General features: G+C 68.2%; 19 protein-coding genes and 1 pseudogene. 13 read left to right on the top strand and 7 right to left on the bottom strand.

All coding sequences use genetic code 11. From position 1 onward, the window contains the following. Positions 1–162: 162 nt before the first annotated feature. Complete coding sequence (gene tipF / locus AC07NF_RS09955; RefSeq protein WP_494631946.1) at positions 163–1,440, top strand: flagella assembly cyclic-di-GMP phosphodiesterase TipF; 1,278 nt, start codon at positions 163–165, stop codon at positions 1,438–1,440. A 3-nt stretch (positions 1,441–1,443) separates the two neighbouring features. Here the strand turns inward: tipF and AC07NF_RS09950 are convergent, their stop codons facing one another. After that, on the bottom strand, positions 1,444–3,039 hold the full coding sequence (locus AC07NF_RS09950) for a hypothetical protein (RefSeq protein ID WP_494631947.1): 1,596 nt from the start codon (positions 3,037–3,039) through the stop codon (positions 1,444–1,446). Positions 3,040–3,194: 155 nt separating this feature from the next. On the opposite strand from AC07NF_RS09950, the gene AC07NF_RS09945 reads away from it, so the two are divergent. Together AC07NF_RS09945 and AC07NF_RS09940 are read left to right on the top strand one after the other, a co-directional pair. Continuing rightward, positions 3,195–3,914 (top strand): methylated-DNA--[protein]-cysteine S-methyltransferase, encoded by a 720-nt coding sequence (locus tag AC07NF_RS09945; protein WP_494631948.1) that lies wholly within the window; start codon positions 3,195–3,197, stop codon positions 3,912–3,914. Then, positions 3,911–4,597, top strand: coding sequence for a 2OG-Fe(II) oxygenase (locus AC07NF_RS09940; RefSeq protein ID WP_494631949.1), 687 nt, complete (start codon positions 3,911–3,913; stop codon positions 4,595–4,597). Before AC07NF_RS09945 ends, AC07NF_RS09940 begins: the two co-directional genes overlap by 4 nt. Before the next feature lie 123 nt (positions 4,598–4,720). Here AC07NF_RS09940 and AC07NF_RS09935 read toward each other — a convergent pair whose 3' ends face one another. After that, the gene (locus AC07NF_RS09935) at positions 4,721–5,287 is read right to left on the bottom strand and encodes an NnrU family protein (RefSeq protein WP_494631950.1); all 567 of its coding nucleotides are present in this window, start codon (positions 5,285–5,287) and stop codon (positions 4,721–4,723) included. 148 nt (positions 5,288–5,435) lie between these two features. On the opposite strand from AC07NF_RS09935, the gene AC07NF_RS09930 reads away from it, so the two are divergent. The 7 genes from AC07NF_RS09930 (at position 5,436) to AC07NF_RS09900 (ending at position 13,324) form a co-directional block, all read left to right on the top strand. Continuing rightward, positions 5,436–6,296: a TIGR01459 family HAD-type hydrolase gene (locus AC07NF_RS09930; RefSeq protein WP_494632145.1), complete on the top strand. Its 861-nt coding sequence runs from the start codon at positions 5,436–5,438 to the stop codon at positions 6,294–6,296. 10 nt (positions 6,297–6,306) lie between these two features. Beyond that, on the top strand, positions 6,307–6,729 hold the full coding sequence (locus AC07NF_RS09925) for a MaoC family dehydratase (RefSeq protein WP_494631951.1): 423 nt from the start codon (positions 6,307–6,309) through the stop codon (positions 6,727–6,729). After that, complete coding sequence (locus tag AC07NF_RS09920; RefSeq protein ID WP_494631952.1) at positions 6,729–7,670, top strand: bifunctional riboflavin kinase/FAD synthetase; 942 nt, start codon at positions 6,729–6,731, stop codon at positions 7,668–7,670. Before AC07NF_RS09925 ends, AC07NF_RS09920 begins: the two co-directional genes overlap by 1 nt. Positions 7,671–7,738: 68 nt before the next feature. Next, complete coding sequence (locus AC07NF_RS09915) at positions 7,739–8,830, top strand: S1C family serine protease (protein ID WP_492814250.1); 1,092 nt, start codon at positions 7,739–7,741, stop codon at positions 8,828–8,830. 286 nt (positions 8,831–9,116) lie between these two features. Continuing rightward, a complete protein-coding gene (gene ileS / locus AC07NF_RS09910) occupies positions 9,117–12,110 on the top strand; it encodes an isoleucine--tRNA ligase (RefSeq protein WP_494631953.1) in 2,994 nt (997 codons plus the stop codon). 32 nt (positions 12,111–12,142) lie between these two features. After that, positions 12,143–12,640 carry a signal peptidase II gene (gene lspA / locus AC07NF_RS09905; RefSeq protein ID WP_492814247.1) on the top strand — a complete coding sequence of 166 codons (498 nt, stop codon included), beginning with the start codon at positions 12,143–12,145 and terminating at the stop codon, positions 12,638–12,640. Between the two features lie 114 nt (positions 12,641–12,754). Further along, positions 12,755–13,324 carry a DUF3035 domain-containing protein gene (locus tag AC07NF_RS09900; protein ID WP_494631954.1) on the top strand — a complete coding sequence of 190 codons (570 nt, stop codon included), beginning with the start codon at positions 12,755–12,757 and terminating at the stop codon, positions 13,322–13,324. Positions 13,325–13,389: 65 nt separating this feature from the next. Here the strand turns inward: AC07NF_RS09900 and AC07NF_RS09895 are convergent, their stop codons facing one another. From AC07NF_RS09895 to AC07NF_RS09885, 3 genes and pseudogenes are all read right to left on the bottom strand, one after another. Then, positions 13,390–15,477: a TonB-dependent siderophore receptor gene (locus AC07NF_RS09895; protein WP_494631955.1), complete on the bottom strand. Its 2,088-nt coding sequence runs from the start codon at positions 15,475–15,477 to the stop codon at positions 13,390–13,392. A 307-nt stretch (positions 15,478–15,784) separates the two neighbouring features. Then, entirely contained in the window at positions 15,785–16,720 is a 936-nt protein-coding gene (locus tag AC07NF_RS09890) for a TraB/GumN family protein (RefSeq protein ID WP_494631956.1), read from the bottom strand. 57 nt (positions 16,721–16,777) lie between these two features. Next, positions 16,778–17,829, bottom strand: a pseudogene (locus AC07NF_RS09885) (TraB/GumN family protein). A gap of 86 nt (positions 17,830–17,915) precedes the next feature. Between AC07NF_RS09885 and mutL the strand changes: the two are divergent. Beyond that, positions 17,916–19,814 (top strand): DNA mismatch repair endonuclease MutL, encoded by a 1,899-nt coding sequence (gene mutL / locus AC07NF_RS09880; RefSeq protein WP_494631957.1) that lies wholly within the window; start codon positions 17,916–17,918, stop codon positions 19,812–19,814. A gap of 48 nt (positions 19,815–19,862) precedes the next feature. After that, positions 19,863–20,273, top strand: a complete 411-nt coding sequence (locus AC07NF_RS09875; protein ID WP_494631958.1) for a VOC family protein — start codon at positions 19,863–19,865, stop codon at positions 20,271–20,273. Here AC07NF_RS09875 and AC07NF_RS09870 read toward each other — a convergent pair. Next, entirely contained in the window at positions 20,270–21,652 is a 1,383-nt protein-coding gene (locus AC07NF_RS09870; protein ID WP_494631959.1) for a hypothetical protein, read from the bottom strand. The two genes, AC07NF_RS09875 and AC07NF_RS09870, sit on opposite strands and share 4 nt — an antisense overlap. A 106-nt stretch (positions 21,653–21,758) precedes the next feature. Beyond that, positions 21,759–22,355: a GNAT family N-acetyltransferase gene (locus tag AC07NF_RS09865; RefSeq protein ID WP_492814235.1), complete on the bottom strand. Its 597-nt coding sequence runs from the start codon at positions 22,353–22,355 to the stop codon at positions 21,759–21,761. Positions 22,356–22,516: 161 nt separating this feature from the next. Here AC07NF_RS09865 and AC07NF_RS09860 point away from each other — a divergent pair, with 161 nt between their 5' ends. Continuing rightward, the gene (locus AC07NF_RS09860) at positions 22,517–23,824 is read left to right on the top strand and encodes an acyl-CoA dehydrogenase family protein (protein WP_492814234.1); all 1,308 of its coding nucleotides are present in this window, start codon (positions 22,517–22,519) and stop codon (positions 23,822–23,824) included. The last annotated feature ends 153 nt before the right edge of the window (positions 23,825–23,977 follow it).

Genomic DNA, 23,977 nt, shown 5'->3' with positions numbered 1-23,977 from the left:
TTATCAGTCGAAGAGAGCAATGTCGATTCAGCGTTCCCGTCGTTTTGGGGTATGCTGATGCCTTAAGGGCTGTTGGGACCGAATGGCGCAGGGTCGTTAATAGATTCGACTCTTCGAACGCCGCTCGGTCTGATTACGTGTTCCGATTCGTATGGGCGAATTATGCGTAGGCTGATGCTGGGGCTCCTGACGGGGGCCTATCTTTGTCTGGCTCTGATCGTCTCCCTCTTCCTCTGGAGGATGGGTGCGACGCCGGCTGTCGGCGTTTCGGCCTTCATCGGCACGCTGGGCCTGTGCTTCGCCTTCCACGGCCTGCTGGGCCAGACCTTCCTGGCCGCCGCCCTGCGTGGCGACATCGACACCGTGCGCGAAGCCCACGCCATCCTCCTGGACCAGATCGAGAAGGTCGACGCCCGCGTCTCCGACCTGGTCGAGACCGTCGCCGCCGACGCCCAGCGCCGCACCGAGGAGCTGTCGACCGAGGTCCACCAGCTGGAAGACATGATTTCCCAGATGAGCGACCGGATGGAGCAGCAGCTCAGCCACCAGGTCGCCGCCGCCTCGGCCCGCAGCCAGGGCAGCATGGGCCGCGAGCGCGCGCCGCAGGCCAGCCACATGCTGCAGGTCGTGCAGGACGCCTTGGCCGAGAACCGCGTCGACCTCTACCTGCAGCCGATCGTCAGCCTGCCCCAGCGCCGGACCGTCTTCTACGAAAGCTTCTCGCGCCTGCGCGACGAGACCGGCCGCGTGATGATGCCGGCCGAGTATCTGGCCGTGGCCGAGCCCGAAGGCCTGATGACGGCCATCGACAACCTGCTGCTGTTCCGCTGCGTGCAGATCGTGCGCCGCCTGGCCAAGCAGGACCGCAAGATCGGCATCTTCTGCAACATCTCGCTGGCCAGCCTGGGCGACGAGAGCTTCTTCCCGCAGTTCCTGGAATTCATGCAGGGCAACAAGGACCTGGCCGGCGCGGTGATCTTCGAGCTGGGTCAGGCGGCGTTCGAGCGCCGCGGTCCGGTCGAGGCCCGCCACATGGCTCGCCTGGCCAGCCTGGGCTTCAGCTTCAGCCTGGACAAGGTCAACGACCTGGACCTGGATTTCCAGGACCTGGCCCGCGCCGACGTGAAGTACCTGAAGGTCGGCGCCCAGATGATGCTGGACCAGCTGGAAGAGCAGGACGGCAAGCTGGTCATCGCCTCGCTGCCTGACCTGAACGCCAGCGACTTCGCCGCCCTGACCCGTCGTTACGGCATCGAGGTCATCGTCGAGAAGGTCGAGGCCGAGAAGCAGATCGTCGACATCCTGGATCTCGACATCGGCTATGGCCAAGGCCACCTGTTCGGCGAACCCCGCGCCATCCGCGACGCCGTCCTGGCCGAGGCCGAACCGCCGCAGGACTTCATGCGCGGGGCTCTGCGCCGCCGCGCGGTGGGTTGGTAAGCTTTACCGCCATTTCGTGACTGTCCAGGCCTTCGGAGCCGACGGCAGCTTGCGGCACGGCAGGGTCGCGACGACCTGGCCCTGATAGCCCAGCGGCACCTTGCCCGTGTCCGAGGCGCACAACGCGGTCACCGCATCGAACGCGGCCGAGGCGTCCTTGATGATGTCGTGGCCGGCCACCTGGTCGACCTTCGGATTGCCGTTGGCCGGTCCGCAGCGGTCGCCGGTGTCCAGCGTGATGTGGTCGCCCTGGCCGCCGAAGAAGCCATACTCGCCCTTACACAGCGGCCCCAGCAAAGCGAACATCAGCGCGCCACGATCGGCGACAGCCGAACGCGCTGGCGTCACCGTCGCGCCCAGACCGTTCAAGGCCACCGTAACGCGGCTCCAGCGATCGCCTTGTCCCGGCTGCATTAGCAGGCGCAGCGGATCTTCGTCCGCCTCGCTCAGTCCCGCCGACGCCATGAAGTCCTTGACCCCATAGTGATGGTTGCCCGTCCCGGCGTGGCCGAAGACCTCGCGCCAGGCGTCCAGCACGTCGCGCTTGCCACCCGAGGCGGCGCGCAGCTTGAGGTCCGCCGTCCACTGGACCACGACGCCGCAGTCATAGACGGCCTTGTTGCGGCGCGGCCCGTGCTCGGCCAGGTCCTTGTCGCCCAGCGCTGCGGCGCAGGCCGTCAGGCGTTCGGCCAGGGCCTGGCCCACCGCCGCCTCGCCGCGGGTCCCCAGTTCGCGCGTGGCCAGCAGCGACGCATATTCGGCCGCGCCCTCGTGCAGCCACGGCGCGCTCTCGGCGTCGCCCGAGGCCAGGAACCGGCTGTTCCAGAAGTGGAAGGTCTCGTGCGCGACGAAGCCCGACACCGCCGCCGCCTCTTCCGAGCCCGGCGTGGCGGGACCGAAGAAGCGCAGCGACATCATCGGGCCGTCGACCGTGTCGCCCTGCCAGCCGCCACCGGCGAATTCGGGCACGCGCGTGGCGATCAGCACGGGCTTGGCGGGCAGGCCCACGCCCAGGCGGCGCTGGTAGTAGGCCGCCGTCCCCTGGCCGGCCTTGGCGATCTGGGCGCGCAAGTCCGGACTGACGTTCGGCGCCGCGACGAAGGTCGCCGCGCCGTCGCTGACCTGGCTGGACGGGCCGACATAGACATAGCCGGCTATCGAGACCTTACCGGTCTTGGCCTTGGGCAGGGCCTGCCAACCCTTCCCGGTGACCACCGTCGCCGTGGGCGCGGGCGTCGTCTGACCGGTGAAATAAGGACCGTAGACCTGCCAGCCCTCGCCCACCCGCGTCAGGGCCGGGTAGCGCCGGTCGCGCGGCGCGGTGTCGGGGGTCAGCTGGATCGTGAAGCTGGAGAAAGCCTTGCCGTCGCGACGGCTCAGCACGCCGTCCTTCAGCACCATGTCGGCGGTGGGACGCCAGGTGTCCTGCCGGACGTCGTCGGCATTTTCCTCGAAGGCGAAGCGGGTAGCGGCCTCGGGCAGGACCACCTCGGCGGTCACCCCTTGGGCGTTAGGCGTCAGGGTCACTCGGGCGCCGGGTCCGGCCAAAGCGGGCGAGGCCATCAAGGCCAAGGCCAAACCACACACAGCTGAACGCATGTCTTCCCCCCGAAGCGCCATCTCTGGCTAGGGCGCCGCGCCAGGGGGCCGCAAGCCGCCATCACTGCTGACAGCTTTGGGTCTGCGGCCGCAAGCATCGGAATGATCCTGGGCGCGAGCTGGCGCATGGTCTCTGCACGAAAGGAGACCAACCTATGACGACCTACCAGAACGACGACGCCCGCTGGGACGCCATGCGCGCCAAGGATCGCGCGGCGGAAGGCGCCTTCTATATCGGCGTGCACACCACCGGGATCTATTGCGTCGCCAGCTGCGGCGGCCGTCCGCTGCGCAAGAACGTCAGCTTCTACGCCACCCGCGAAGACGCGCGCGCCGCCGGCCTGCGCGCCTGCCTGCGCTGCAAGCCCGACCTGAACCGCGAGACCCTGCGCTGGGCGGTCGGCGAGACCAGCCTGGGCCTGGCGCTCGTGGCCCGCTCCGAAGCCGGCCTGCGGCTGGTGACCCTGGGCGACGATGCGGCGGCGTTGCAGGCGGACCTGGAGAAGCGCTTCAAGCATGCGCGGATCGTACCGGACGCGGAGGGCTTGGCCGCCGACCTGAAGGCGGTGGCGGACCTGGTCGACCATCCCGACCACACGCTCAGCCTGCCGATCGACGACCAGGGCACCGAGCTGCAGAAGGCCGTCTGGGCCGCCCTGCGCCAGATCTCGGCTGGCCAGACCGCGTCCTATGCCGACATCGCCAAGGCCATCGGCCGGCCCAGCGCCTTCCGCGCCGTGGCCCAGGCCTGCGGGGCCAATCCGCTGGCGGTGATCACGCCCTGCCACCGCGTGGTCCGCGCCGACGGCGGCCTGTCCGGCTACCGCTGGGGCGTCGAGCGCAAGCGGGCCCTGCTGGCGCGGGAGGCGGCGTGACACTGGACTGGACCCGTATCGCCGCCGAGCTGGACGCGCGCGGCTGGGCGTTGACCGGCCCGATGCTGAAGCCCGAGACCTGCGCGGCCATCGCCGATCTCTATCCGCGGGATGAAGGCTTCCGCAGCCGGGTGGTCATGGCCCGTCACGGCTTCGGGCGCGGTGAGTACAAGTACTTCAGCTATCCCCTGCCGGAGGTCGTGCAACGGCTCCGGCAGGGGCTCTATGGGCCTTTGTCAGGCATCGCCAATGCCTGGGCCGAGCGGCTGGGCGAGGAGCGGCGGTTCCCGGAAGCGCTGGACGACATGCTTGCGCGCTGCCGCGAGGCGGGCCAGGTGCGGCCGACGCCGTTGCTGCTGACCTACGGCGCGGGCGACTACAACTGCCTGCACCAGGATCTGTACGGCGAGCACGTCTTTCCCCTACAGGCGGCGTTCCTGCTGGACGAGCCGGGGCGGGATTTCGATGGCGGCGAGTTCGTGATCGTCGAGCAGCGGCCGAGACAGCAGAGTGCGCCGCAGGTCGTGCCGTTGCGGCAGGGCGAAGGGGTGATCTTCGCGGTGCGCGAGCGGCCGGCGGAGGGGGTGCGGGGCGTGCACCGGCGGGTGCTGCGGCACGGGGTGAGCGAGGTGCGGAGCGGGCGGCGGCGGACCCTGGGCGTCATCTTCCACGACGCGACGTAGATCCTCCCCCGCGATGCGGGGGAGGTGGCCCAGAGGGCCGGAGGGGGCCAGCTCGGCCTCGATCCAGCTAGCCCCCTCAGTCGCTCCGCGACAGCTCCCCCGCATCGCGGGGGAGCATCTCGATCACCCCAGCGGCGAAACCCCGAACAGCAGCCGGTGCAGGACCAGCACGAACACCGCCCACAGCAGCGTCCCCGCGAACACCGCGATCACATCCGCCCGCGGCTTCACCACCACCGGCGCCGGCTCCCCGCGCCGCAGCGCCGAGATCAGGTCCAAAATCGCCCACACCAAAAACGCCCCGAACAGCGTCACCGACGCCTGGTCCCCGTTGGCCAGCAAATGCCCGGCCGACCAGAAGATCACCCCCAGCAGCATCGGATGGCGCACCGTCGCCTTGATCCGCCCGGTCGGCGCATTGGCGGTCGGCAGCAGCACGAAGGCGACCCAGACCAGCGCCAGCGTCGCGTGGCGGCCCCAGGTCGGCGGGTCGTAGAGCTGCGGCGCGGCCGGCCGGGCCAGGATCCAGCCCCAGATGATCAGCCCCAACCCCACGAACGAGACCAGGGTGTAGAGCCCCTTCCAGCGTTTGGGATTGGCGGCGACCTGCGCGTCGCGGAACGGTCCGGCCAGGATCCGCACCGAATGGATGCCTAAGAACACCACCAGACCCAGGATCAGAATCGTCATCGGCCCCTCCCCTTGATGCGCGCAGGATAGTCACGGAACGCGGGTCTCCGAAAGCTTGACCTCACGACCCTTGAATACGCGACGTCAGGGGATAGCTGAGACCCTGGCGACATTGACGCCTCGCCCCTGGATCGTTACCGCCCAAGCCATGATGGACTTCCCCGCCGGCCTTTCCGCCCTTTCCGACCGCTACGACGTCGTGCTGTGCGACGTCTGGGGCGTCATCCACAACGGGGTCGCCAGCTTCCCCGAGGCTTGCGACGCGCTGACGAAGTGGGGCGAGACCAAGGGGCCGGTGGTGTTGATCTCCAACTCGCCGCGCCCGTCGGCCGACGTGGTGGCGCAGCTGGACAGCCTGGGCGTGCCGCGCTCGGCCTGGAGCGGTTTCGTCACCTCGGGCGACGCCACCCAGGCGCTGTTGCGCGCCCGCGCGCCCGGCAAGGTCTGGAAGATCGGCCCCGCGCGCGATGAGGTGCTGTACGAGGGCATGGCCCTGACGGACGGCGGCTGCGAGGACGCCGACTTCATCTCTTGCACCGGCCTCTATGAGGACGAGAAGGAAGCCCCCGAGGACTATCGCGCGCGCCTGCAGGTCGCCGCCGACCGGGGCCTGCTGTTCATCTGCGCCAATCCCGACCGCGTCGTGCAGCGCGGCGATCGCCTGATCTTCTGCGCCGGCGCCCTGGCGGACCTCTATGAAAGCCTGGGCGGCAAGGTCGTGATGGCCGGCAAGCCGTTCGGCGCGATTTACGACCTATCGCTGGCCAAGGCCGCCGATCTGCTGGGCCGTCCCGTCGATCGCGACCGCGTGCTGTGCATCGGCGACGGCGTCATCACCGACGTGAAGGGCGCTCACGACCAGCAGCTGGCCTGCCTGTTCGTCGCCAAGGGCATCCACGGCGAAAAGGCCGTCGGCCCCGACGGCCAGCTGGTCCCCGACGCCGTCCACGCCCTGCTGGACGCCGAGGCCGTGGGCGCGACCCACGCCATCGGCGACCTGGTCTGGTAAGAGGGGCGTCATGCAGGGGAAGTTTCTCGAAGAGCTCAGCGTCGGCCAGTCGGCCCAGCTGGTCCGCACCGTCGGCGAGGCCGACATCGTCGCCTTCGCCGAAGTGACCGGCGACACCAATCCGGTGCACCTGGACGCCGACTATGCGGCCACCACCAGCTTTGGCCAGCGCATCGCCCACGGCATGCTGTCGGCCGGCTACATCTCGGCGGTGCTGGGCACGCAGCTGCCCGGTCCCGGCGCGGTCTATCTGACCCAAGGCCTGCGCTTCCGCCGCCCCGTGAAGATCGGCGACGAGGTCACCGCGATCGTCACCGTCACCGAGATCAACGAAGCCAAGGCCCAGGTGACGCTGTCGACCGTCTGCAAGGTCAATGGCAAGGCCGTCGTCGACGGCGAGGCCACCGTCATGGTTCCGCGCAAGGCCGCCTGATGCCCCTCAAGACGATCAACGCCTGGAAGAACCTCCCCGCCGAAGAGCGCGGCGCCGCCGTGGCCCTGGGCAATTTCGACGGCGTGCATCGCGGCCACCAGCAGGTGATCGCCCAGGCCGCGAAAGCCGCCCTGGCGCAGCATGCGCCGCTGGGCGTGGTCACCTTCGACCCGCACCCGCGCCGCCTGTTCCGCCCGACCGAGCCGGCCTTCAAGCTGATGACCCACGGCCAGCAGGCCCGCGCCCTGGGCGGTCTGGGCGTTGATTTGCTGTACCTGCTGCCGTTCGATTTCGAGATGGCCAGCTTCGGCGACCGCGAGTTCGTCGAGAAGGTCCTGGTCGAGGGCCTGGGCGTGAAACACGTCGCCGTCGGCTTCGACATCTCGTTCGGCCGAGGCCGCAGCGGCAGCGCCGAACTGATGAAGGCCTATGGCGACGAGTATGGCTTCACCGTCTCGGTGGCCGAGCCGGTCGCCAGCCGTGATGGCGACAAGTTCTCGTCCACCGGCGTCCGCGACGCCCTGCGCGACGGCCAGCCCGACCAGGCAGCCCGCATTCTCGGACGCCCCTTCGCCATCGAGGGCGTGGTGCGCCGGGGCCAGCAGCTGGGCCGCCAGCTGGGCTTCCCGACCGCCAATGTCGAGGTCGAGGACTATGTGGTGCCGCGCCTAGGCGTCTACGCCACGCGCACCCGCCTGCCCGACGGCCGTGAGGTTCCGGGCGTGGCCAACCTGGGCAACAACCCCACGACGGGCATCGTCGAGACGCGGCTGGAGACCTGGCTGTTCGACTTCGACGAGGACCTGTACGGCCAGATCATCGAGACCGACCTGATCGCCTTCCTGCGCCCCGAACTGAAGTTCGACAGCCTGGAGCTGATGATCGAGCAGATCCACAAGGACGAGCAGGCGGCCCGGGCGATCGTGGCGCCGGGGTTCTAGCCGCAAGCGAAACCCTTTCCGATCCTCGCCTATCCCGTTAACCTTGTTTAACGGCAGGGTGGGGACCGATGCTCAAGGGGCGCAAGTACCAGCAGTTCGCGCGGGCGAAACACGGGGTGACCAGGCGTCGCCACGAGATCCTCGCCTATCCCGAGGGCGCCCAGTTCGTGTTCGACACGGGCAAGGCGGTCGAGGTCGAGGGCGGCTATTGCGCCCTGCCCGACGGTGATCTGCTGGACGCTTATTCCAACGCCGTGGTCCGCGCCGTCGAGCGGATCGGGCCCAGCGTCGTGCGCATCCATCCGATGCTGGAAGACCCCCGGATGTCCGGCGTCGGCTCGGGCTTCGTCATCGGGTCCGACGGCTTGATCCTGACCAACAGCCACGTGATCCAAGGCGCCAGCCGCTACATCGTGATCAATGCCGAGGGCCGCAGCTTCACCGCGCGCTGCGTCGGCGACGACCCCGACACCGACCTGGCCGTCATCAAGATCGACCAGGCCGTCAACCTGCCGGTCGCCAAGCTGGGCGACTCCAAGAAGCTGCGACGCGGCCAGCTGGTCATCGCCGTCGGCGCGCCGCTGGGCTTCGAGGCCACGGTGACCACCGGCGTGGTCTCGGCCATGGGCCGCAGCTTGCGCGGCGAGCGCGGCCGGCTGATCGAGGACCTGATCCAGACCGACGCGGCGCTCAATCCCGGCAACAGCGGCGGGCCGCTGGTCAATTCCACCGGCGAGGTGATCGGCATCGCCACGGCGATCATCGCCGGCTACCAAGGCCTGTGTTTCGCGGTGGCGGCCAATACCGCCCGCTTCGTGATCGCCGAGCTGCTGGAGCACGGCCACGTGCGGCGCGGCTCGATCGGCCTGATCGCCCAGCAGGCCCCGATCCCGCCGGCCCTGGCCAAGGCCACCGGCCTGCACCAGCCCTATGCGGTCTATGTCGCCCATGTCGACGCCGGCGGCCCGGCCGCCAAGGCGGGGATCAAGGAGGGCGACCTGCTGGCCGCGGCGGGCGGCCAGGTCCTGACTGGGCTGGACGACCTGCTGCGGGCGCTGGATCACCACAGTATCGGGCGGCCGACGGACTTCCTGGTCATCCGCAACGCGCGGCTGATGACGGTGGCGGTGACGCCGAAGCTGCGGAAGCCTGGGGCTTAGCCGAGATCCTCCCCCGCGATGCGGGGGAGGTGGCCCAGAGGGCCGGAGGGGGCTAACGCGGCATATGCCCAGCTCGCCCCCTCAGTCGCTCCGCGACAGCTCCCCCGTATCACGGGGGAGCATCTATTGGCTCAGCGCCATCCCTCTGCTATCCCCGCTCCCCATGAGTTCCGTTCGGAATACAGCGCGAATTATCCGCCCGGCGTGACGCCGCCGGTCAGGCTTGCGCGCGCGCCGGGTTTTCAGTCCGCGCCCCTCCCGAACTTCCAACTTGGATAGCTATTCCATGGCCGACGACGCCACGACCGCCCGCGACTATCGCGAAACCGTCTTCCTTCCCGACACTCCGTTCCCGATGCGCGGGGGCTTGCCCAAGAAGGAGCCTGAGATCCTGGAGGGCTGGGCCGCCCTGTCGCCCAAGGGCCTGTACGGCGCTGTCCGCGCCAAGCGTCAGGCCGACGGCGCGCCGCTGTTCGTGCTGCACGACGGCCCGCCCTACGCCAACGGCGCCATCCACATCGGCCACGCCCTGAACAAGACGCTGAAGGACTTCGTGGTCCGCTCGCGCTTCGCGCTGGGCTTCGACGTCGACTACGTGCCGGGCTGGGACTGCCACGGCCTGCCGATCGAGTGGAAGATCGAGGAGCAGTTCCGCGCCAAGGGCCGCCGCAAGGACGAGGTCCCGGCCGAGGAATTCCGCCGCGAGTGCCGCGCCTATGCCGGCGGCTGGATCGAGGCCCAGAAGGTCGAGTTCCAGCGCCTGGGCATCCTGGGCGACTGGTGGAACCGCTACGCCACCATGGACTTCACCAGCGAAGCCACGATCGTCGCCGAGTTCCACAAGTTCCTGGAGACCGGCCAGCTTTATCGCGGCTCCAAGCCGGTGATGTGGAGCCCGGTCGAGCGCACCGCCCTGGCCGACGCCGAGATCGAGTATCACGACCACGTCTCACCCACGATCTGGGTGAAGTTCCCGGTCAGGACCGTGATGTCAGGCTCACTAGGGGGCCGCGACGAGAGAACCGAACTTTTTGGCGCGTCAGTCGTGATTTGGACGACCACGCCTTGGACGATTCCGGCAAATCGCGCGATCTCATTTAACCCCAAGATCGACTACGGACTCTTCGAAGTAGAAGAGATGCAAAGCGATCTTGAGTATGAGCCGTGGGCAAAGCCGGGCGACAAATTCATCGTCGCCGAAAAGCTTGCGAACGATGTGTTTGCCACCGCCAAGGTCGCGAAGTTCAAAAAGCTACAATCCGTCAATCCGGATGGCGTCTCCTGCGCCCACCCGCTGGCTAAATTCGCACCCGATTCAGAGACGGGCTTCGGCTTTAGTGTGCCACTGCTCGCTGGGGACCATGTCACCGACGACGCCGGCACTGGCTTCGTGCACACCGCGCCGGGCCACGGCGCCGACGACTATCTGGTGTGGCTGAAGAGCGGCCATAGCCTCGACGCCATCCCCGACACCGTCAACGCTGACGGCGCCTACTATCCGCACGTGCCGCTGTTCGCAGGCCTGCAGGTTATCGAGACCGAAGGCAAGAAGACCGGCAAGTTCGGTCCCGCCAACGGCGCGGTGATGGACAAGCTGATCGAGGCCGGCAACCTGCTGGCGCGCGGCCGCGTCGAGCACAGCTATCCGCACAGCTGGCGCTCGAAGGCTCCGGTGATCTTCCGCAACACCCCGCAGTGGTTCATCCGCATGGACCACGCCGTCGACAGCCTGGGCGGCAAGACCCTGCGCGAGACGGCCGTCCAGGCCATCGCCGACACTGCCTTCCACCCCGACGCCGGCCGCAACCGCATCGGCTCGATGGTCGAGACGCGTCCCGACTGGCTGGTCAGCCGCCAGCGCAACTGGGGCACGCCCCTGGCCATGTTCGTGGACAAGCACACCGGCCATCCGCTGAACGATCCGGCGGTCAACGCCCGCATCCTGGACGCCATCCGCGAGGGCGGCGCCGACGCCTGGTTCACGCGTCCCGACGCCGACTTCCTGGGCGTGCACGACCCGGCCCAGTACGAGAAGATCACCGACATCCTCGATGTCTGGTTCGACAGCGGCTGCACCCACGCTTTCACCATCGAAGGCCGCGACGACAGCGCCTGGCCGGCCGACCTGTATCTCGAAGGCTCCGACCAGCATCGCGGCTGGTTCCAGTCGTCCCTGCTGGAAGGCTGCGGTTCGCGCGGCCGCGCGCCGTACAAGGCGGTTCTCACCCACGGGTTCACCCAGGATGAGAACGGCGAGAAGATGTCCAAGTCCAAGGGCAACACCGTCGAGCCGCAGACCATCACCAAGGAAAGCGGCGCCGAGATCCTGCGTCTGTGGGCGGCGATGGTCGACTATTCGGAAGACCAGCGGATCGGCAAGACGATCCTGGCCACCACCACCGACGCCTATCGCAAGCTGCGCAACACCACGCGCTACCTGCTGGGCGCCCTGGCCGGCTTCAATGATGCCGAGCGGGTCACCGACTACGCCGACTTCCCGCCGCTGGAGAAGTACATCCTGCACCGTCTGTGGGAGCTGGATCGCGACGTCCGCGCCGCCTACGAGACCTATCGCTTCAGCGACGTGGTCCGGCCGCTGATCGAGTTCTGCCAGGGGGACCTCTCCACCCTGTTCTTCGACATCCGCAAGGACAGCCTGTACTGCGACCGTCCCGACGCCATCCGTCGCCGGGCCTATCGCACGGTGCTGGACTATGTTTTCGAGCGCCTGACCATCTGGCTGTCGCCGCTGACCAGCTTCACCATGGAAGAGGCGTGGCAGACGCGTTTCCCCGACGCCGGCTCCAACAGCCTGCGGGTGATCCCGGCGACGCCGGCCGAGTGGCGGAACGACGCCGAGGCCGCCCGCTGGGCCAAGGTCGAGACGGTGATGTCGGTCGTGACCGGCGCCCTGGAAGTCGAACGCCGCGAAAAGCGCATCGGCTCGGCGCTGGAGGCGGCGCCGGTGGTGATCATCGCCAACCGCCCTGAGTTGCTCGACGCATTTGATGGACTCGATGCGGCTGAAATTTTCCGCACGAGCCAAGCATTTGTGGCTGACTGGGCTGCCGACACGCGTTTCCACACGCCAGAGTTCGACAAGGAAGCATGCTTCTCGACTGACGTTGAGAATGTTTGGGTCAAATCGAACAAGGCCGAGGGGAACAAGTGCGCCCGCTCATGGCGCATCCTGCCGGAGGTGGGAACCGATGTCCGCTATCCGGAGCTTAGCCTTCGCGACGCCGAGGCCGTGGCCTATTGGGACGCGGCGCAAGGCTAGGCATTGGGGCGTAGGACGGTTTAGCTAAGCAGATGAAGTCTATCACTCGCCTGGGCTGGACCGCCTACGCAATCGCCGCCGCCACTGTGGTGCTGGACCAGATCTCAAAGCTGTGGGTCCTGGGCCTGCTGGGCCGTGAGCAGGGTTCGTCCCTGCCGCTGCTGGGCCCGCTGCACCTGACCATGGTCCATAACTACGGCATGAGCTTTGGCCTGCTGCGCGGCAACGACTGGGGCCGCTGGCTGCTGATCGGCTTCTCGATCATCGTGGTGATCGGCCTGGCCTGGTGGGCGCGCAAGGCGACCAAGCTGCTGCCGACCCTCGGCATTGGCATGATCATCGGCGGGGCCATCGGCAACAACCTGATCGACCGGGTGATGTACGGCTATGTCGTCGACTTCATCGACGTCTCGCGGCTGTATTTCCCGTGGGTGTTCAACGTCGCCGACTCGGGCATCTCGATCGGCGTGGCCCTGCTGCTGCTGGACAGCTTCCTGTACGGCGAGAAGAAGCTGGCCGAAACGGAGTAGCTTGGGCGACTGAATGACGCCGCATTCGCGTGGGAGATTGGCGCCCGCGCGAGGATGTCGTATCGAGAGCGTCCAAAATTTTGGCCGGGGGTCGGCCTGCTGGAGCATGGTTTGATGAGTTTCAATCGGGTCGCGACCATTAGCGCCCTGACCGCCGTGGCCGCGATCGGCATGGCTGGCTGCACCTCGACCCAGAAGGCCCTGGGCATGAGCAAGGTGGTTCCCGACGAATTCCGCGTCGTCAGCAAGGCCCCGCTGGCCGTGCCGCCGGACTACGCCCTGCGCCCGCCGGCGCCCGGCGAGCCGCGTCCGCAAGAGCTGCAGCCGGAAAGCGCCGCGCGCGCCGCCCTGATCGGCCAGAGCAACGCCTCGAACCGTTCGGAAGGCGAAAAGCTGCTGGTCTCGCGCGCCGGGTCTGAAAAGGCCGATCCGCTGATCCGCTTCGTCGTCGATGACGAGAACGGCGACCTGGCCCACAAGGACGAGAGCTTCGCCAGCAAGGTGATGTTCTGGAAAAAGGGCCAGAAGACCACCAACGTGGCCACCGCCGCCGAGTCGGGCGCCAACGCCCCGGTCGAGGTCGACGCCGCCGCCGAGGAAGCTCGCCTGAAGAAGCTGGTCGGCACGGGTGGCGTGGTCATCAGCCGCGACAAGAAGGGCGGCATCAAGCTGCCGGGCCTCTAAGGCCTGATCTCTTCTGAGATTCGAAACGGCCCGGAGCCTTGCGGTTCCGGGCCTTTTTCGTGCGCCTAGAAAGCGTGGCGCAGCGTCACGCGGGCCCGGCGGGGCTCGCCGTACACGAAGCCGGCGAACCAGACATTGTTGCTGTAGTAGGTCTTGTCGAACAGGTTATCGACGTTGAGCTGGATCGAGGTCCGGTCGGTGACCTTGTACTGCCCCATCAGGTTGACCAGCACATAGGCCGGCTGGCCCACGGGTTCGGTCTTGCCCGTGCCGGGGTTCACCCCCGTCTGCGGCGGCCGGCTCTCCCAGCGCAGCGAGCCGCCGACGCTGATCCGATCGCCCGGCAGCGCGTACTTGGTCGACAGGCGGAAGACCCGGCGCGGGTGGTGGGCCTGGACGTCCACGCCGTCGGCGTCCTTGGCCGTGAACTGGCTCCAGCCCATGCTGACGTCCCAGCCCTCCAGCACCTGGCCCTGCAGCTCGGCCTCATAGCCCTTGGAAACCGTTCCTTTAGCGCCGCGATAGGCCGGATCGATCGTGCCGGGCACGAAGAAGCCGGCATCGACGACCGGGAAGTTGTTCTGCTCGACCCGGAAGATCGCGGTCGACGCGCGCAGCCGCCCGTTCAGGAAGTCAGCCTTCAGCCCGGCCTCGTAGTTGTCGCCCTCCAGCGGGTCCAGGTACTTGCCGTTGCGATCCTTGTAGGTCTGCGGATCGAAGATGCTGGTGTAGCTGGCATAGGCCGACACGTTCGGCGTGAGGTCGTAGATCAGCCCGGCATAGGGCGTGAGCACGTTGGTCTGCTTTAGCGTGAAGGCCACCGGCGTGTAGGTCGCGACCTCCTCGTCGCGCCGCCAGTAGCTGAGGCGGACGCCGGCGACCAGCTTCAGCCGGTCCAGCAGCTGCAGGCGGGTCGCGCCATAGACCGCGCCCTGCTTGGTCGTCCCCAGGCCCGACATGTCGTAGCGCGGTCCCCAGGTCGGCTCGGGATAGCTGCCGTCCCAGCGGCGGAAGTCGCCCGAGTCCGGCACCACCGAGACCGGGTCCTGGTTGGTCCAGCCGGTGGACAGGCGGTTGTACATCGCGCCCAGCACCAGCTCGTGCTCGCGGCCGAACAGGTCGTAGGTCCCCTTGACGGTCAGGTTCAGGTTCCACTGCTTGGGCGCGGTCTTGTACCAGTAGGGCCAGGCGCTCATGCCGACGCCGGTCGCCTCGTCCAGGTCGCCCCACATCCACAGCAGCTTGGAATCTTCCTTCTGGCGGTGATAGGCGGCGTCGCCGCGGATCGACCAGCGGTCGTTCAGGCGGTGCTCCAGCGTGACGAAGGCCGCCTGCTCGGTGGTGTCCCACTGGTTCCACTTGGCGGCGCTGGTCTGCGAGCGCGGCCAGTTGGTGCGCGTGCCGTTGCTGTACCAGTAGGGCAGCTGGCCCCACAGGGTGCCGCTGCGCTCGTCGCGCTGGTGGCTGGCGCCGAAGCTGAGGCGGGTCTTGTCGCCCAGGTCGGCGTCGACCACGCCGTACAGGGTGAAGCCCTTGTTGGCCTCCAGGTCGACGAACGCTTCCTCGTCATAGATCTCGGCGACGAACCGGCCGCGCACGGCGCCGTCGCGGGCCAGCGGGGCCGAGACGTCCACCGTGCCGGCGAAGCGGTTCCAGGAGCCGCCCTCCAGGGTCAGCTGACCCGACAGCTCGCGGGCGTCGGCGTGCTTGCGCACCAGGTTGATCGAGGCCGAGGGCTCCCCCGCCCCCTGCATCAGGCCAGTGGCGCCGCGCACCACCTCGACCCGCTCGTAGATCGCGGTGCTGGTCTCTTCCAGGCCGATATTGCCGGTCTCGAACGGCACGCCGTCCAGCTGGAAGTTGGTGATCTCGAAGCCGCGCGCCGACAGGCCGTTGCGGCCCCGGTCGACGGCCTTCACCGAGACGCCCGTGGTGTAGGCCAGCACGTCGGTGACCTTGGCCGCCGCCTGGTCCTGGATCTGCTCGCGGGTGATGATGCTGAGGGACTGGGGCGTCTCCTTCGGCGTCAGGTCCAGGCCCGTGGCCAGGGTGTTCTTGGTCGCGCCGCGCCCGTAGACCAGCAGCTCGTCGACCGCGACCTTGTCCTCGGCGGCGGCCGTTTCCTGTGCGGCCGCCACGGCAGGCAGCGCCATCACCAGGGCCAGAACCGACGCCGATCGCGCCCACGTCAGCCTTGAAGAAGTTGTCCCGGACATCGATCGCTCCACCCATTTTTGGAGCGCTTCGAGTATTGCATATGAGATTCACTTGCAAGTGATCGCCAAGATGGACCTTCGACCTTTCTCCCCCATCACCGATCATCCCCGCGAAAGCGGGGACCCAAGCTGGCCTTCAGGATGGCGTGAGGCCGAGCGGTGGCCCTCTGACTCAGCTTGGATCCCCGCTTTCGCGGGGATGATCGGATGTTGGGTTAGCTCAAAGCTGGATATCGATACGGCCCTACCCGTCGCCCGGCGTCCGCACCGTGATCCCGCGCGCCCGCAGCTTGTCCAGCACGCCCTTCTCGGCCACCAGGCCCCGGATCGGATAGAGCGCCACCGCGTGGCCGGGGGTCTTGAGCAGGTCGGCCAGCGCGTCGGCCTCGTCATCGACGGACTGGCGCATCAGCTCGGGAACGCCGGGCAGCAGCAGTTGGCAGCGCTCTGCGCTGCGGGGCGCGGCCAGGGCGGCCTTCACGTCGCCGCGCGCCCAAGCCTCGGCGGCGGCGCGGCGGGCGGCGGGACCGGCTTCGACAGTTTCCAGGGTCTCGGTCAGGCAGACACGCCCCGCCTCGTCGGTGTGCTCGCGGGCCAGGGACTTCAGCATCGGCATGGCCTTGCCGACCTTGGCCGAGCGTCCTTTGACCCGGCGCTTCTTGGTCAGAGCGTCGATGGTCCGGTCCGGCTCGGACATCAGCAGGCCGGCGGCGCGATCGGCCTTGCCGCCCAGCTGCATGGCGATGAACAGGGGCTTCCAGTCCTTCCAGCCGTCCGGCTTCTTGGGGTCGGCGGCGGCCCAGGCGCGCTGGGTCCGGGCCGCCAGAGCCGGATCGGACGCCGCCCAGTCGCCGTCGTCCTTCAGCGTCTTGCGCAGTTTCAGCAGGGCCGGAATGTCGGTCAGGCCCGCGCGCCACTCCGGCGGGGTCAACACCGCGAAGGCTCCATCCAGCCGGCGCTCGACCACCGACTTGTCCCAGGCCATGCCCTTGGGCACGGAAGCCGGCATGCCCAGCACGTAGATCGTGGTGTCGGCGTCCGACACCCGCCACCAGGCCGGGCCCGGCAGCTTGGCGCTGACCACCATTTCCTCGACGACATTGGCCTGCGGGTCGTCGATCGCCTGGGCGGATGCGCTCGTCGCAAAGGCCAAGACCAGGCCGGCCAGTATCGAACGCATCTCAAATTCCCCGTGTGAGGCGCAACCTTCGCGGGCCGATGCGGCGGAAGCTTGGCCTTATTCGGGCGCTGTGACGGTGAAACCCTTGGCGCGCAGGCGATCCAGCACCCCGCCTTCGGTCAGCAGCGAGCGCAGCTCGATCACCGCCACGGCCTTGCCGGGCTTCTTCAAGGCCGTGGTGATGGCGCCGACGGCGTCGTCCTGGCCGTCCTTGAACTGGCGGGCGATCCAAGGCGTCGAGGCCAGGCAGCGCTGATAGCCGCGCTCGGCGGCAACGACCTCGCGCACCTGCCCTTCCGCCCACTGCTCGGCGGTCTCGCGGACGCTGGCCAAGCCGTTCTCGGCCTCCTTGAGGCCCGCGTCCAGGCAGAGTTCCTGCAAGGGCTGGGGCGCCTCGGCCAGCGACTTGACCATGCCGATCAGGTCGTAGTCGTCCAGCTTCTTCACGCGCGGCTGCACGGCGACCGTCTTGCCCTTGGCCAGGTCGCGGATGCGGTCGCTCAGGCTTCCCAGGGTGATCGTGACGCCACTGCCCCGGTCGTTGGCGATGACAAAGCCCGCCAGCGCCGGCTTGAGGTCGTCGTATTCGGTCAGGGGCTTGCCCTGGGCCTTCAGCCGCGTCTCCAGGCGCGCGCGCAGGTCGGACGGCAAGCTGTCGCGCATCGGCTTGTCCATCTTGAACTGCTTGCCCTTGCCGGGGATCAGGCCCAGCAGGCTCAGAATGCGGACCTCCGGCTCCTGGCCCAGGATCAGCACATTGGCCCCGTCCAGCCGGCGGCGCAGCACCGAGTCGTCGAAATCCAGCTTCTTCGGCGCGAAGGCCGGCATGCCCATCACATAGACCGTGGTGTCGCCGTCGGTGACCTTCCACCAGGCCGGCCCCGGCAGGCGGGCATTGACGATCAGCTCCTCGACCAGGTTGGCCTGGCTGTCGACCGGCGTCAGGGCGACGGGCTTGGTCTGATGGATCGAGACCTCGTTTTTGCCCTGGGCTTGAGCCAGGGCGGAACCGCCGCACAGGAGAGAAATCGCCAGGCCGGCGGCGGCGAAACGGGTCAGGGTCACTATCTTCAGATCCTCGAACGCTCGCGGAATCGAGCTAAACTCATCGATCTCCGTCGCTGACCGTCCGGTCAACTTAAGGAGTTGCAATGCTCGAGCTTCGGCCCGGGCCTGCCTCGTGAAAGTCCGTCTGATGCCTATCCGCCGCCTGCCGCCCGAGACCGTGAACCGCATCGCCGCCGGCGAGGTGGTCGAACGGCCCGCGAGCGCCATCAAGGAGCTGGTCGACAACGCCATCGACGCCGGCGCCACGCGGATCGAGGTCGAGGCCCACGGCGGCGGCCTGACCCGCATCCTGGTGGCCGACGACGGCTGCGGTCTCTCGGCCGAAGAACTGCCGGTGGCCATCGAGCGCCACGCGACCTCCAAACTGGCCCCCGACGAGGACGGCCTGTGGGACCTGCTGCGCATCCACACCATGGGCTTCCGGGGCGAGGCCCTGCCGTCGATCGGCTCGGTGGCGCGGCTGCAGATCAGCTCGCGCGCCAAGGGCGGCCATGACGCCTTCTCGATCCTGGTCGAGGGCGGCAGCGTCGGCGACGTCGCGCCAGCCGCCTTCCCCGGCCCGCACGGGGCGCGGATCGAGGTGCGTGACCTGTTCTACGCCACCCCCGCGCGCCTGAAGTTCATGAAGTCCGAGCGCGCCGAGGCCCTGGCGATCACCGAAGAGATCAAGCGCCTGGCCATGGCCAATGAGAGCATCGGCTTCTCGCTGGACATCGACGGTCGTCGTATTTTGCGCCTGCCGGCCGAGCATCCGGGACCGCAGGGGCGCCTGGCGCGCCTGGCCAACGTGCTGGGCCGCGACTTCCAGGACAACGCCATCGAGATCGACCAGGTCCGCGACGGCGTGCGGCTGTCGGGCTTCGCCGGTCTGCCGACCTACAATCGCGGCAACGCGGCCCACCAGTACCTGTTCGTCAACGGCCGACCGGTGCGCGACCGCCTGCTGACCGGCGCCCTGCGCGCGGCCTATGCCGATTTCCTGGCCCGCGACCGCCACCCGACGGCGGCGCTTTACGTGACGCTCGATCCGACCGAGGTCGACGTCAACGTCCACCCCGCCAAGGCCGAGGTGCGTTTCCGTGACCCGGCCCTGGTGCGCGGCCTGATCGTCGGGGCCCTGCGCCACGCCTTGGCCGGCGCCGGCCACCGCGCCTCGACCACCGTCGCCAACCAGGCCCTGGACAGCATCCGCGCCCAGCAGAGCCCGTTCCCGGGCTACCAGCCGGGTCCCTCCCCCGCCGGCTTCTCGGCCTGGCGCGAGGGTGGTTGGACGCCGCCGACACAACGGCCGATGGATCTGCCGGGGCTGAATGAGGTCTCGGCGCGGGTCGAGCCCAGCTTCGGCGGAGAACTGGCCGAGGTCGTGCGTGAGGCCTACACCTCCGTCGCCTTCGAGGACCGTCCGCAGCAGGACTACGCGCAGGCCGCGCCGTTCGACCCGGTCGACTTCCCGCTGGGCGCGGCGCGCGCCCAGGTGCACGAGACCTATATCGTCGCCCAGACCCGCGACGGCATGGTCATCGTCGACCAGCACGCCGCCCACGAGCGCCTGGTCTACGAGCGCATGAAGGGCGAAATGGCCGCCGGCGGCGTGGCCCGCCAGACCCTGCTGCTGCCCGAGGTGGTCGATCTCGACCCCGCCGAGGCCGAGCGTGTCATCGCCCGGTCCGAGGAACTGGCCAGCCTCGGTTTGGTCATCGAAAGCTTCGGCCCCGGCGCGGTGCTGGTGCGCGAGACCCCGGCCCTGCTGGGCAAGACCGACGCCGCCGCCCTGATCCGCGACATCGCCGACGACCTGGCCGAGAACGGTCAGGCCCTGGCCCTGAAGGAGCGGCTGGAAGAGGTCTGCTCGACCATGGCCTGCCACGGCAGCGTCCGCGCCGGCCGCCGCCTGAACGGCGCCGAAATGAACGCCCTGCTCCGCGAGATGGAAGCAACGCCCCACTCGGGCCAGTGCAACCACGGCCGCCCGACCTATGTGGAACTGAAGCTGGCCGATATCGAGAAGCTGTTCGGGCGGCGCTAGAACCAAGCCTCCGCCCAGACGTTCGCCTCCAAACCCGGAGGCCTACCCATGGAAGTTCATCGCGGCCGACTGATCGACCACATCCAGCTGCGCGCCAAGGACCTGGAGGCGACCAAGCGGTTCTACCGCGCGGTGCTGGACGTGCTGGGCGTGCCCTACAACGAGGACGACACCCACCTGGACTGCGACGAGATCTGGATCGACGCCGGCGAGCCGGCCACGCACATCCATCTGGCCTTCCAGGCCAAGGATCGCGAGACGGTCGAGCGCTTCCACAAGGCGGGGGTCGAGGCCGGCGGGCGCGACAACGGCGGACCGGGCGAGCGGCCCTATCATCCGGGCTACTACGCCGCGTTCCTGTACGATCCGGACGGCAACAATATCGAGGCGGTGTTCCACGGCCCCAGCGAACGCTCGGCCGACAGCGTCGTCTTCACGTTCGAGATGCCGAAAGCCTAGGCCGCGTTCTGGGCCAGGGCCAGCGGCGCGCCGTCGGGGCCGCCGATGGGGTTGTCCAGCAGTTCGGTGACCGCAAGGCCTTGGACCAGGGCGATGCCGCCGGCCTTGGCTGCTTCCAGCTCCATCGACGAGCTGACGCCGGCCAGGGCCTGGACGACGCCCTTGGCGGCGTAGCCCGACTTGCGCTCGACGAACTTGAGGATCTGCTTGAGGCGATCGTGCTCGGTCTCGCCGTCCAGCACCAGGGTGATGGTGTCGACCAGCTCGGGCGGCAGGCCCTGGATCGGGAAGGTCGGGTCGCTGATCCGCACGTCCAGGCGCGCGAAGCTGCTCTTCAGGAAGGCCCGCATCTGCTGGATCATGCCGATCGAAGCCTCGCGCGGCGTGGCGTAGATCGTGGCGACCAGGCGCGGCTGCTGGTCCAGCGGATAGCGCGACAGGCGGCCCTTATAGGCCTCCTGCGACGACGGCGTGGTCAGGTTCCAGAAGCCGAACGGCACGTGGATCTCGCCATAGGGGCCCTTCTTCAGGGCGGCCTGGGCGTCGGTCAGGCAGACCAGATCACGCTTCAGCAGCTTGGCGTCGTCCTCGGGCGCGGGGCCCAGCAGGTCGGAACGCATGCCGATGGTCGAGCCGACGAAGGCGCCTTGCGCCAGGTCGTAGACGCCCCACCAGCCGGTCTCGGCGGGCGGCGGCGGCGGCGCGACCTTGGCCTCGGCCTTCTTGGCGGCGGGAGCCGGCGCGGGCGCCGCCTTGGCGGGTTCGACGACCGGCGGAGGCTCCGGCGCGATCGCGGCAGCCTTCGGGGCCTCGGCGGTCGGGATAGTCGAGATCGGCGCGGCGCTCTTGGCGGCCGGCGCGGGTTCTTTTTCGATCGTGGTGGCGGTGGCCAGGCCGCCCGAAGCCTTCTTCTCTGCGGCTTTCTCGGCCGCGTAGACCTTGGCTTCCGCGCGAGTGCTGGGCAGCGGGCCATCGATGGAGTCGGCAGTGATCACGTGGACGCGGCCGGGGTCACCTTCGTAACCCTCGCCGTTCATCAGGCCGCGCAGTTCGGTCTGGGTCAGGGCGGCGAACTTCAGCACCGCCTGCTCGTCGCCCTCGAAGGTCATCAGCGCGATCTGGCCGATGGGACGGCCGGGGAAGAGAACCTTCTCCAGCTCGGCGGCCAGGCCCTGGACCTCGGACGGATCCAGGTGCTCGACATTGTGGTCGGCGATGACGAAGGCCAGGGGGGCCACGGCCCCGCACTTGCGCGGCTTGCGCCAGCGGGCCTTCAGGAACGCGTCCGCCACCCCCTGCGCCTTGTGCTTGGGGATGTCGCCCGGCTGGCTGTCGCCATCGGCGGTGAACAAAATTCGAAGGCAGGCGATGGCCGTCATGAGGCCTGACGGTAGCGCGCCTTCATTTGCGATTGGTTACAACCGTCGGGATAACGACGTTTTATCTAGACCTGAGGGCGCGTCGTTCCGTCGCACCCGCCAGGGTTTAGACAAAGGTTTCGCTCAGCCGGAATTCCAGCCGCTCGCGAACCGCCGGCCAGTCGTAGTCGGTGATCGAGAACACGGCGGTGTCGCGCACGTGGCCCGTCCAGGTGACCTTGTGATTGCGCAGCACGCCTTCCTTGGTCGCGCCCAGCTTCTGGATCGCCGCCTGGCTGCGGGCGTTGCGCACGTCGGTGACCAGCTCGATGCGGATCGCGCCGCCCTTGTCGAAGGCGTGGCCCAGCATCAGGCGCTTGCTCTCGGGATTGATCGGGCCCGAACGCGCCTCCGGGTTCAGGAAGGTCGAGCCGATCTCCAGCCCACCGTGCAGGCGGCGGATGTTCATGTAGCTGGAGGTGCCGACCACCTTGCCGTCCGACAGGCGACGGATGACATAGCCGATGCGCTCGCCGCGGTCGGTCTCGCCCTGCAGCGAACCCCAGAAGTCCTCGAAGCCTTCGCCGCAGCCGTTGACCGACATGATCTCCCAGCTGTCGGGGTCACAGTCGATGGCGGCCTTCAGCTCGTCGCGGTGATCGACGGTGATGGGTTCGAGCCGGACGTAGCGGCCCTGGAGGGTGTCGGCGGTCAAGGTCAGCATGGCTGCCGTTTTCCGACACACGCGGCGCGATGACAACCCGAGTTCTAGGCCGAGTTCTAGGCCGAGTTCCACGACGGGACCGCTTGCCGCCCGCGTAAAGCCGGTCTACAACCACTTCAAACAAGCGTTTGACACATAGATAAGCGGGTAGAGGGAACGCCATGGACTTCGATATCTCCCCCACGCAGCGGGCTTTCCTGGATCGCGTCACCGCGTTCATGGACGAGCACATCGTTCCGGCGATCCCGGTCTATGAGGCCGAGATGAACGTCCTCGGCGCCGAGCGCTGGAAGGTCGTGCAGGTCGTCGAGGAGCTGAAGGCCAAGGCGAAAGCCGCCGGCCTGTGGAACTTCTTCATGCCGCCGCACAGCGGCCAGACCCACGTCGACGACACCTTCCAGTTCGAAGGCGTGCAACTGACCAACCTGGAATACAGCCTGATCGCCGAACAGCTGGGCAAGGTCGGCTTCGCCTCGGAAGTCTTCAACTGCTCGGCGCCAGACACCGGCAACATGGAAGTGCTGATGCGCTACGGCACGCTGGCGCAGAAGGAAAAGTGGCTGCGCCCGCTGATGAACGGCGAGATCCGTTCGGCCTTCCTGATGACCGAGCCGGCGGTGGCCAGCTCGGACGCCACCAATATCGAGACCCGCATCGAGCGCGACGGCGACCACTACGTCATCAACGGCCGCAAGTGGTGGTCCTCGGGCGTGGGCGATCCGCGCTGCAAGGTCGCCATCGTCATGGGCAAGACCGATCCCGACAACGCCAGCCGCCACCAGCAGCAGAGCCAGGTCCTGGTGCCGCTGGACGCGCCGGGCATCGAGATCGTCCGCATGCTGCCGGTGTTCGGCTATGACGACGCCCCGCACGGCCACGCCGAGGTCATCCTCAAGGACGTGCGCGTGCCGATCGAGGACGCCCTGTTGCTGGGCGAAGGCCGCGGCTTCGAGATCGCCCAGGGTCGCCTGGGCCCCGGCCGCATCCACCACTGCATGCGCACCATCGGCACGGCGGAAGTCGCGCTGGAAAAGATGTGCAAGCGCCTGATGAGCCGCAAAGCCTTCGGCAAGTACGTCTCGGACCACTCGGTGTGGGAAGAGCGCGTCGCCGACGCCCGCATCGACATCGAGATGTGCCGTCTGCTGTGCCTGAAAGCCGCCGACATGATGGACAAGGCCGGCAACAAGTCGGCCCGTCTGGAGATCGCCATGATCAAGGTCGCGGCCCCGCGCCTGGCCTTGAAGATCATCGACGACGCCATCCAGGCCCACGGCGGCGGCGGCGTGACCACCGACTTTGGGCTCGCCAAGGCCTATGCCGGCATCCGCACCCTGCGCCTGGCCGACGGCCCGGACGAAGTGCACCAGCGCACGATCGCGCGGATGGAGTACGGCAAGTACGGGGACCTGGTCTTCAAGCAGAAGGCCGAGAAGGAAGCGGCCATGCAGGTGCCGGGGATTCGGTGATCGGCTCCCTTCCCCCTTGATGGGGGAAGGGTTGGGGATGGGGGTGATCTGCTGAGCTAGCGGCGTTGCGCTGCATCAACCGCCGTAGTCACCCCCGCCCCTGCCCCTCCCCCATCAAGGGGGAGGGAGACTTCGTCACAGCAAAATCCGGGC

This window comes from Caulobacter sp. GW821-FHT10A06 (genome assembly GCF_059415805.1).
The sequence above is the reverse complement of the archived record's forward strand: the minus strand, read 5'-3'. Positions and strand labels throughout refer to the sequence as shown.

Coding starts and splice junctions, on each gene's coding strand:
- tipF (WP_494631946.1), top strand. CDS start 163: ATGCGTAGGCTGATGCTGGGGCTCCTGACGGGGGCCTATCTTTGTCTG.
- AC07NF_RS09950 (WP_494631947.1), bottom strand. CDS start 3,039: ATGCGTTCAGCTGTGTGTGGTTTGGCCTTGGCCTTGATGGCCTCGCCC.
- AC07NF_RS09945 (WP_494631948.1), top strand. CDS start 3,195: ATGACGACCTACCAGAACGACGACGCCCGCTGGGACGCCATGCGCGCC.
- AC07NF_RS09935 (WP_494631950.1), bottom strand. CDS start 5,287: ATGACGATTCTGATCCTGGGTCTGGTGGTGTTCTTAGGCATCCATTCG.
- AC07NF_RS09930 (WP_494632145.1), top strand. CDS start 5,436: ATGATGGACTTCCCCGCCGGCCTTTCCGCCCTTTCCGACCGCTACGAC.
- AC07NF_RS09925 (WP_494631951.1), top strand. CDS start 6,307: ATGCAGGGGAAGTTTCTCGAAGAGCTCAGCGTCGGCCAGTCGGCCCAG.
- AC07NF_RS09920 (WP_494631952.1), top strand. CDS start 6,729: ATGCCCCTCAAGACGATCAACGCCTGGAAGAACCTCCCCGCCGAAGAG.
- AC07NF_RS09915 (WP_492814250.1), top strand. CDS start 7,739: ATGCTCAAGGGGCGCAAGTACCAGCAGTTCGCGCGGGCGAAACACGGG.
- ileS (WP_494631953.1), top strand. CDS start 9,117: ATGGCCGACGACGCCACGACCGCCCGCGACTATCGCGAAACCGTCTTC.
- lspA (WP_492814247.1), top strand. CDS start 12,143: ATGAAGTCTATCACTCGCCTGGGCTGGACCGCCTACGCAATCGCCGCC.
- AC07NF_RS09900 (WP_494631954.1), top strand. CDS start 12,755: ATGAGTTTCAATCGGGTCGCGACCATTAGCGCCCTGACCGCCGTGGCC.
- AC07NF_RS09895 (WP_494631955.1), bottom strand. CDS start 15,477: ATGGCGCTGCCTGCCGTGGCGGCCGCACAGGAAACGGCCGCCGCCGAG.
- AC07NF_RS09890 (WP_494631956.1), bottom strand. CDS start 16,720: ATGCGTTCGATACTGGCCGGCCTGGTCTTGGCCTTTGCGACGAGCGCA.
- mutL (WP_494631957.1), top strand. CDS start 17,916: ATGCCTATCCGCCGCCTGCCGCCCGAGACCGTGAACCGCATCGCCGCC.
- AC07NF_RS09875 (WP_494631958.1), top strand. CDS start 19,863: ATGGAAGTTCATCGCGGCCGACTGATCGACCACATCCAGCTGCGCGCC.
- AC07NF_RS09870 (WP_494631959.1), bottom strand. CDS start 21,652: ATGACGGCCATCGCCTGCCTTCGAATTTTGTTCACCGCCGATGGCGAC.
- AC07NF_RS09865 (WP_492814235.1), bottom strand. CDS start 22,355: ATGCTGACCTTGACCGCCGACACCCTCCAGGGCCGCTACGTCCGGCTC.
- AC07NF_RS09860 (WP_492814234.1), top strand. CDS start 22,517: ATGGACTTCGATATCTCCCCCACGCAGCGGGCTTTCCTGGATCGCGTC.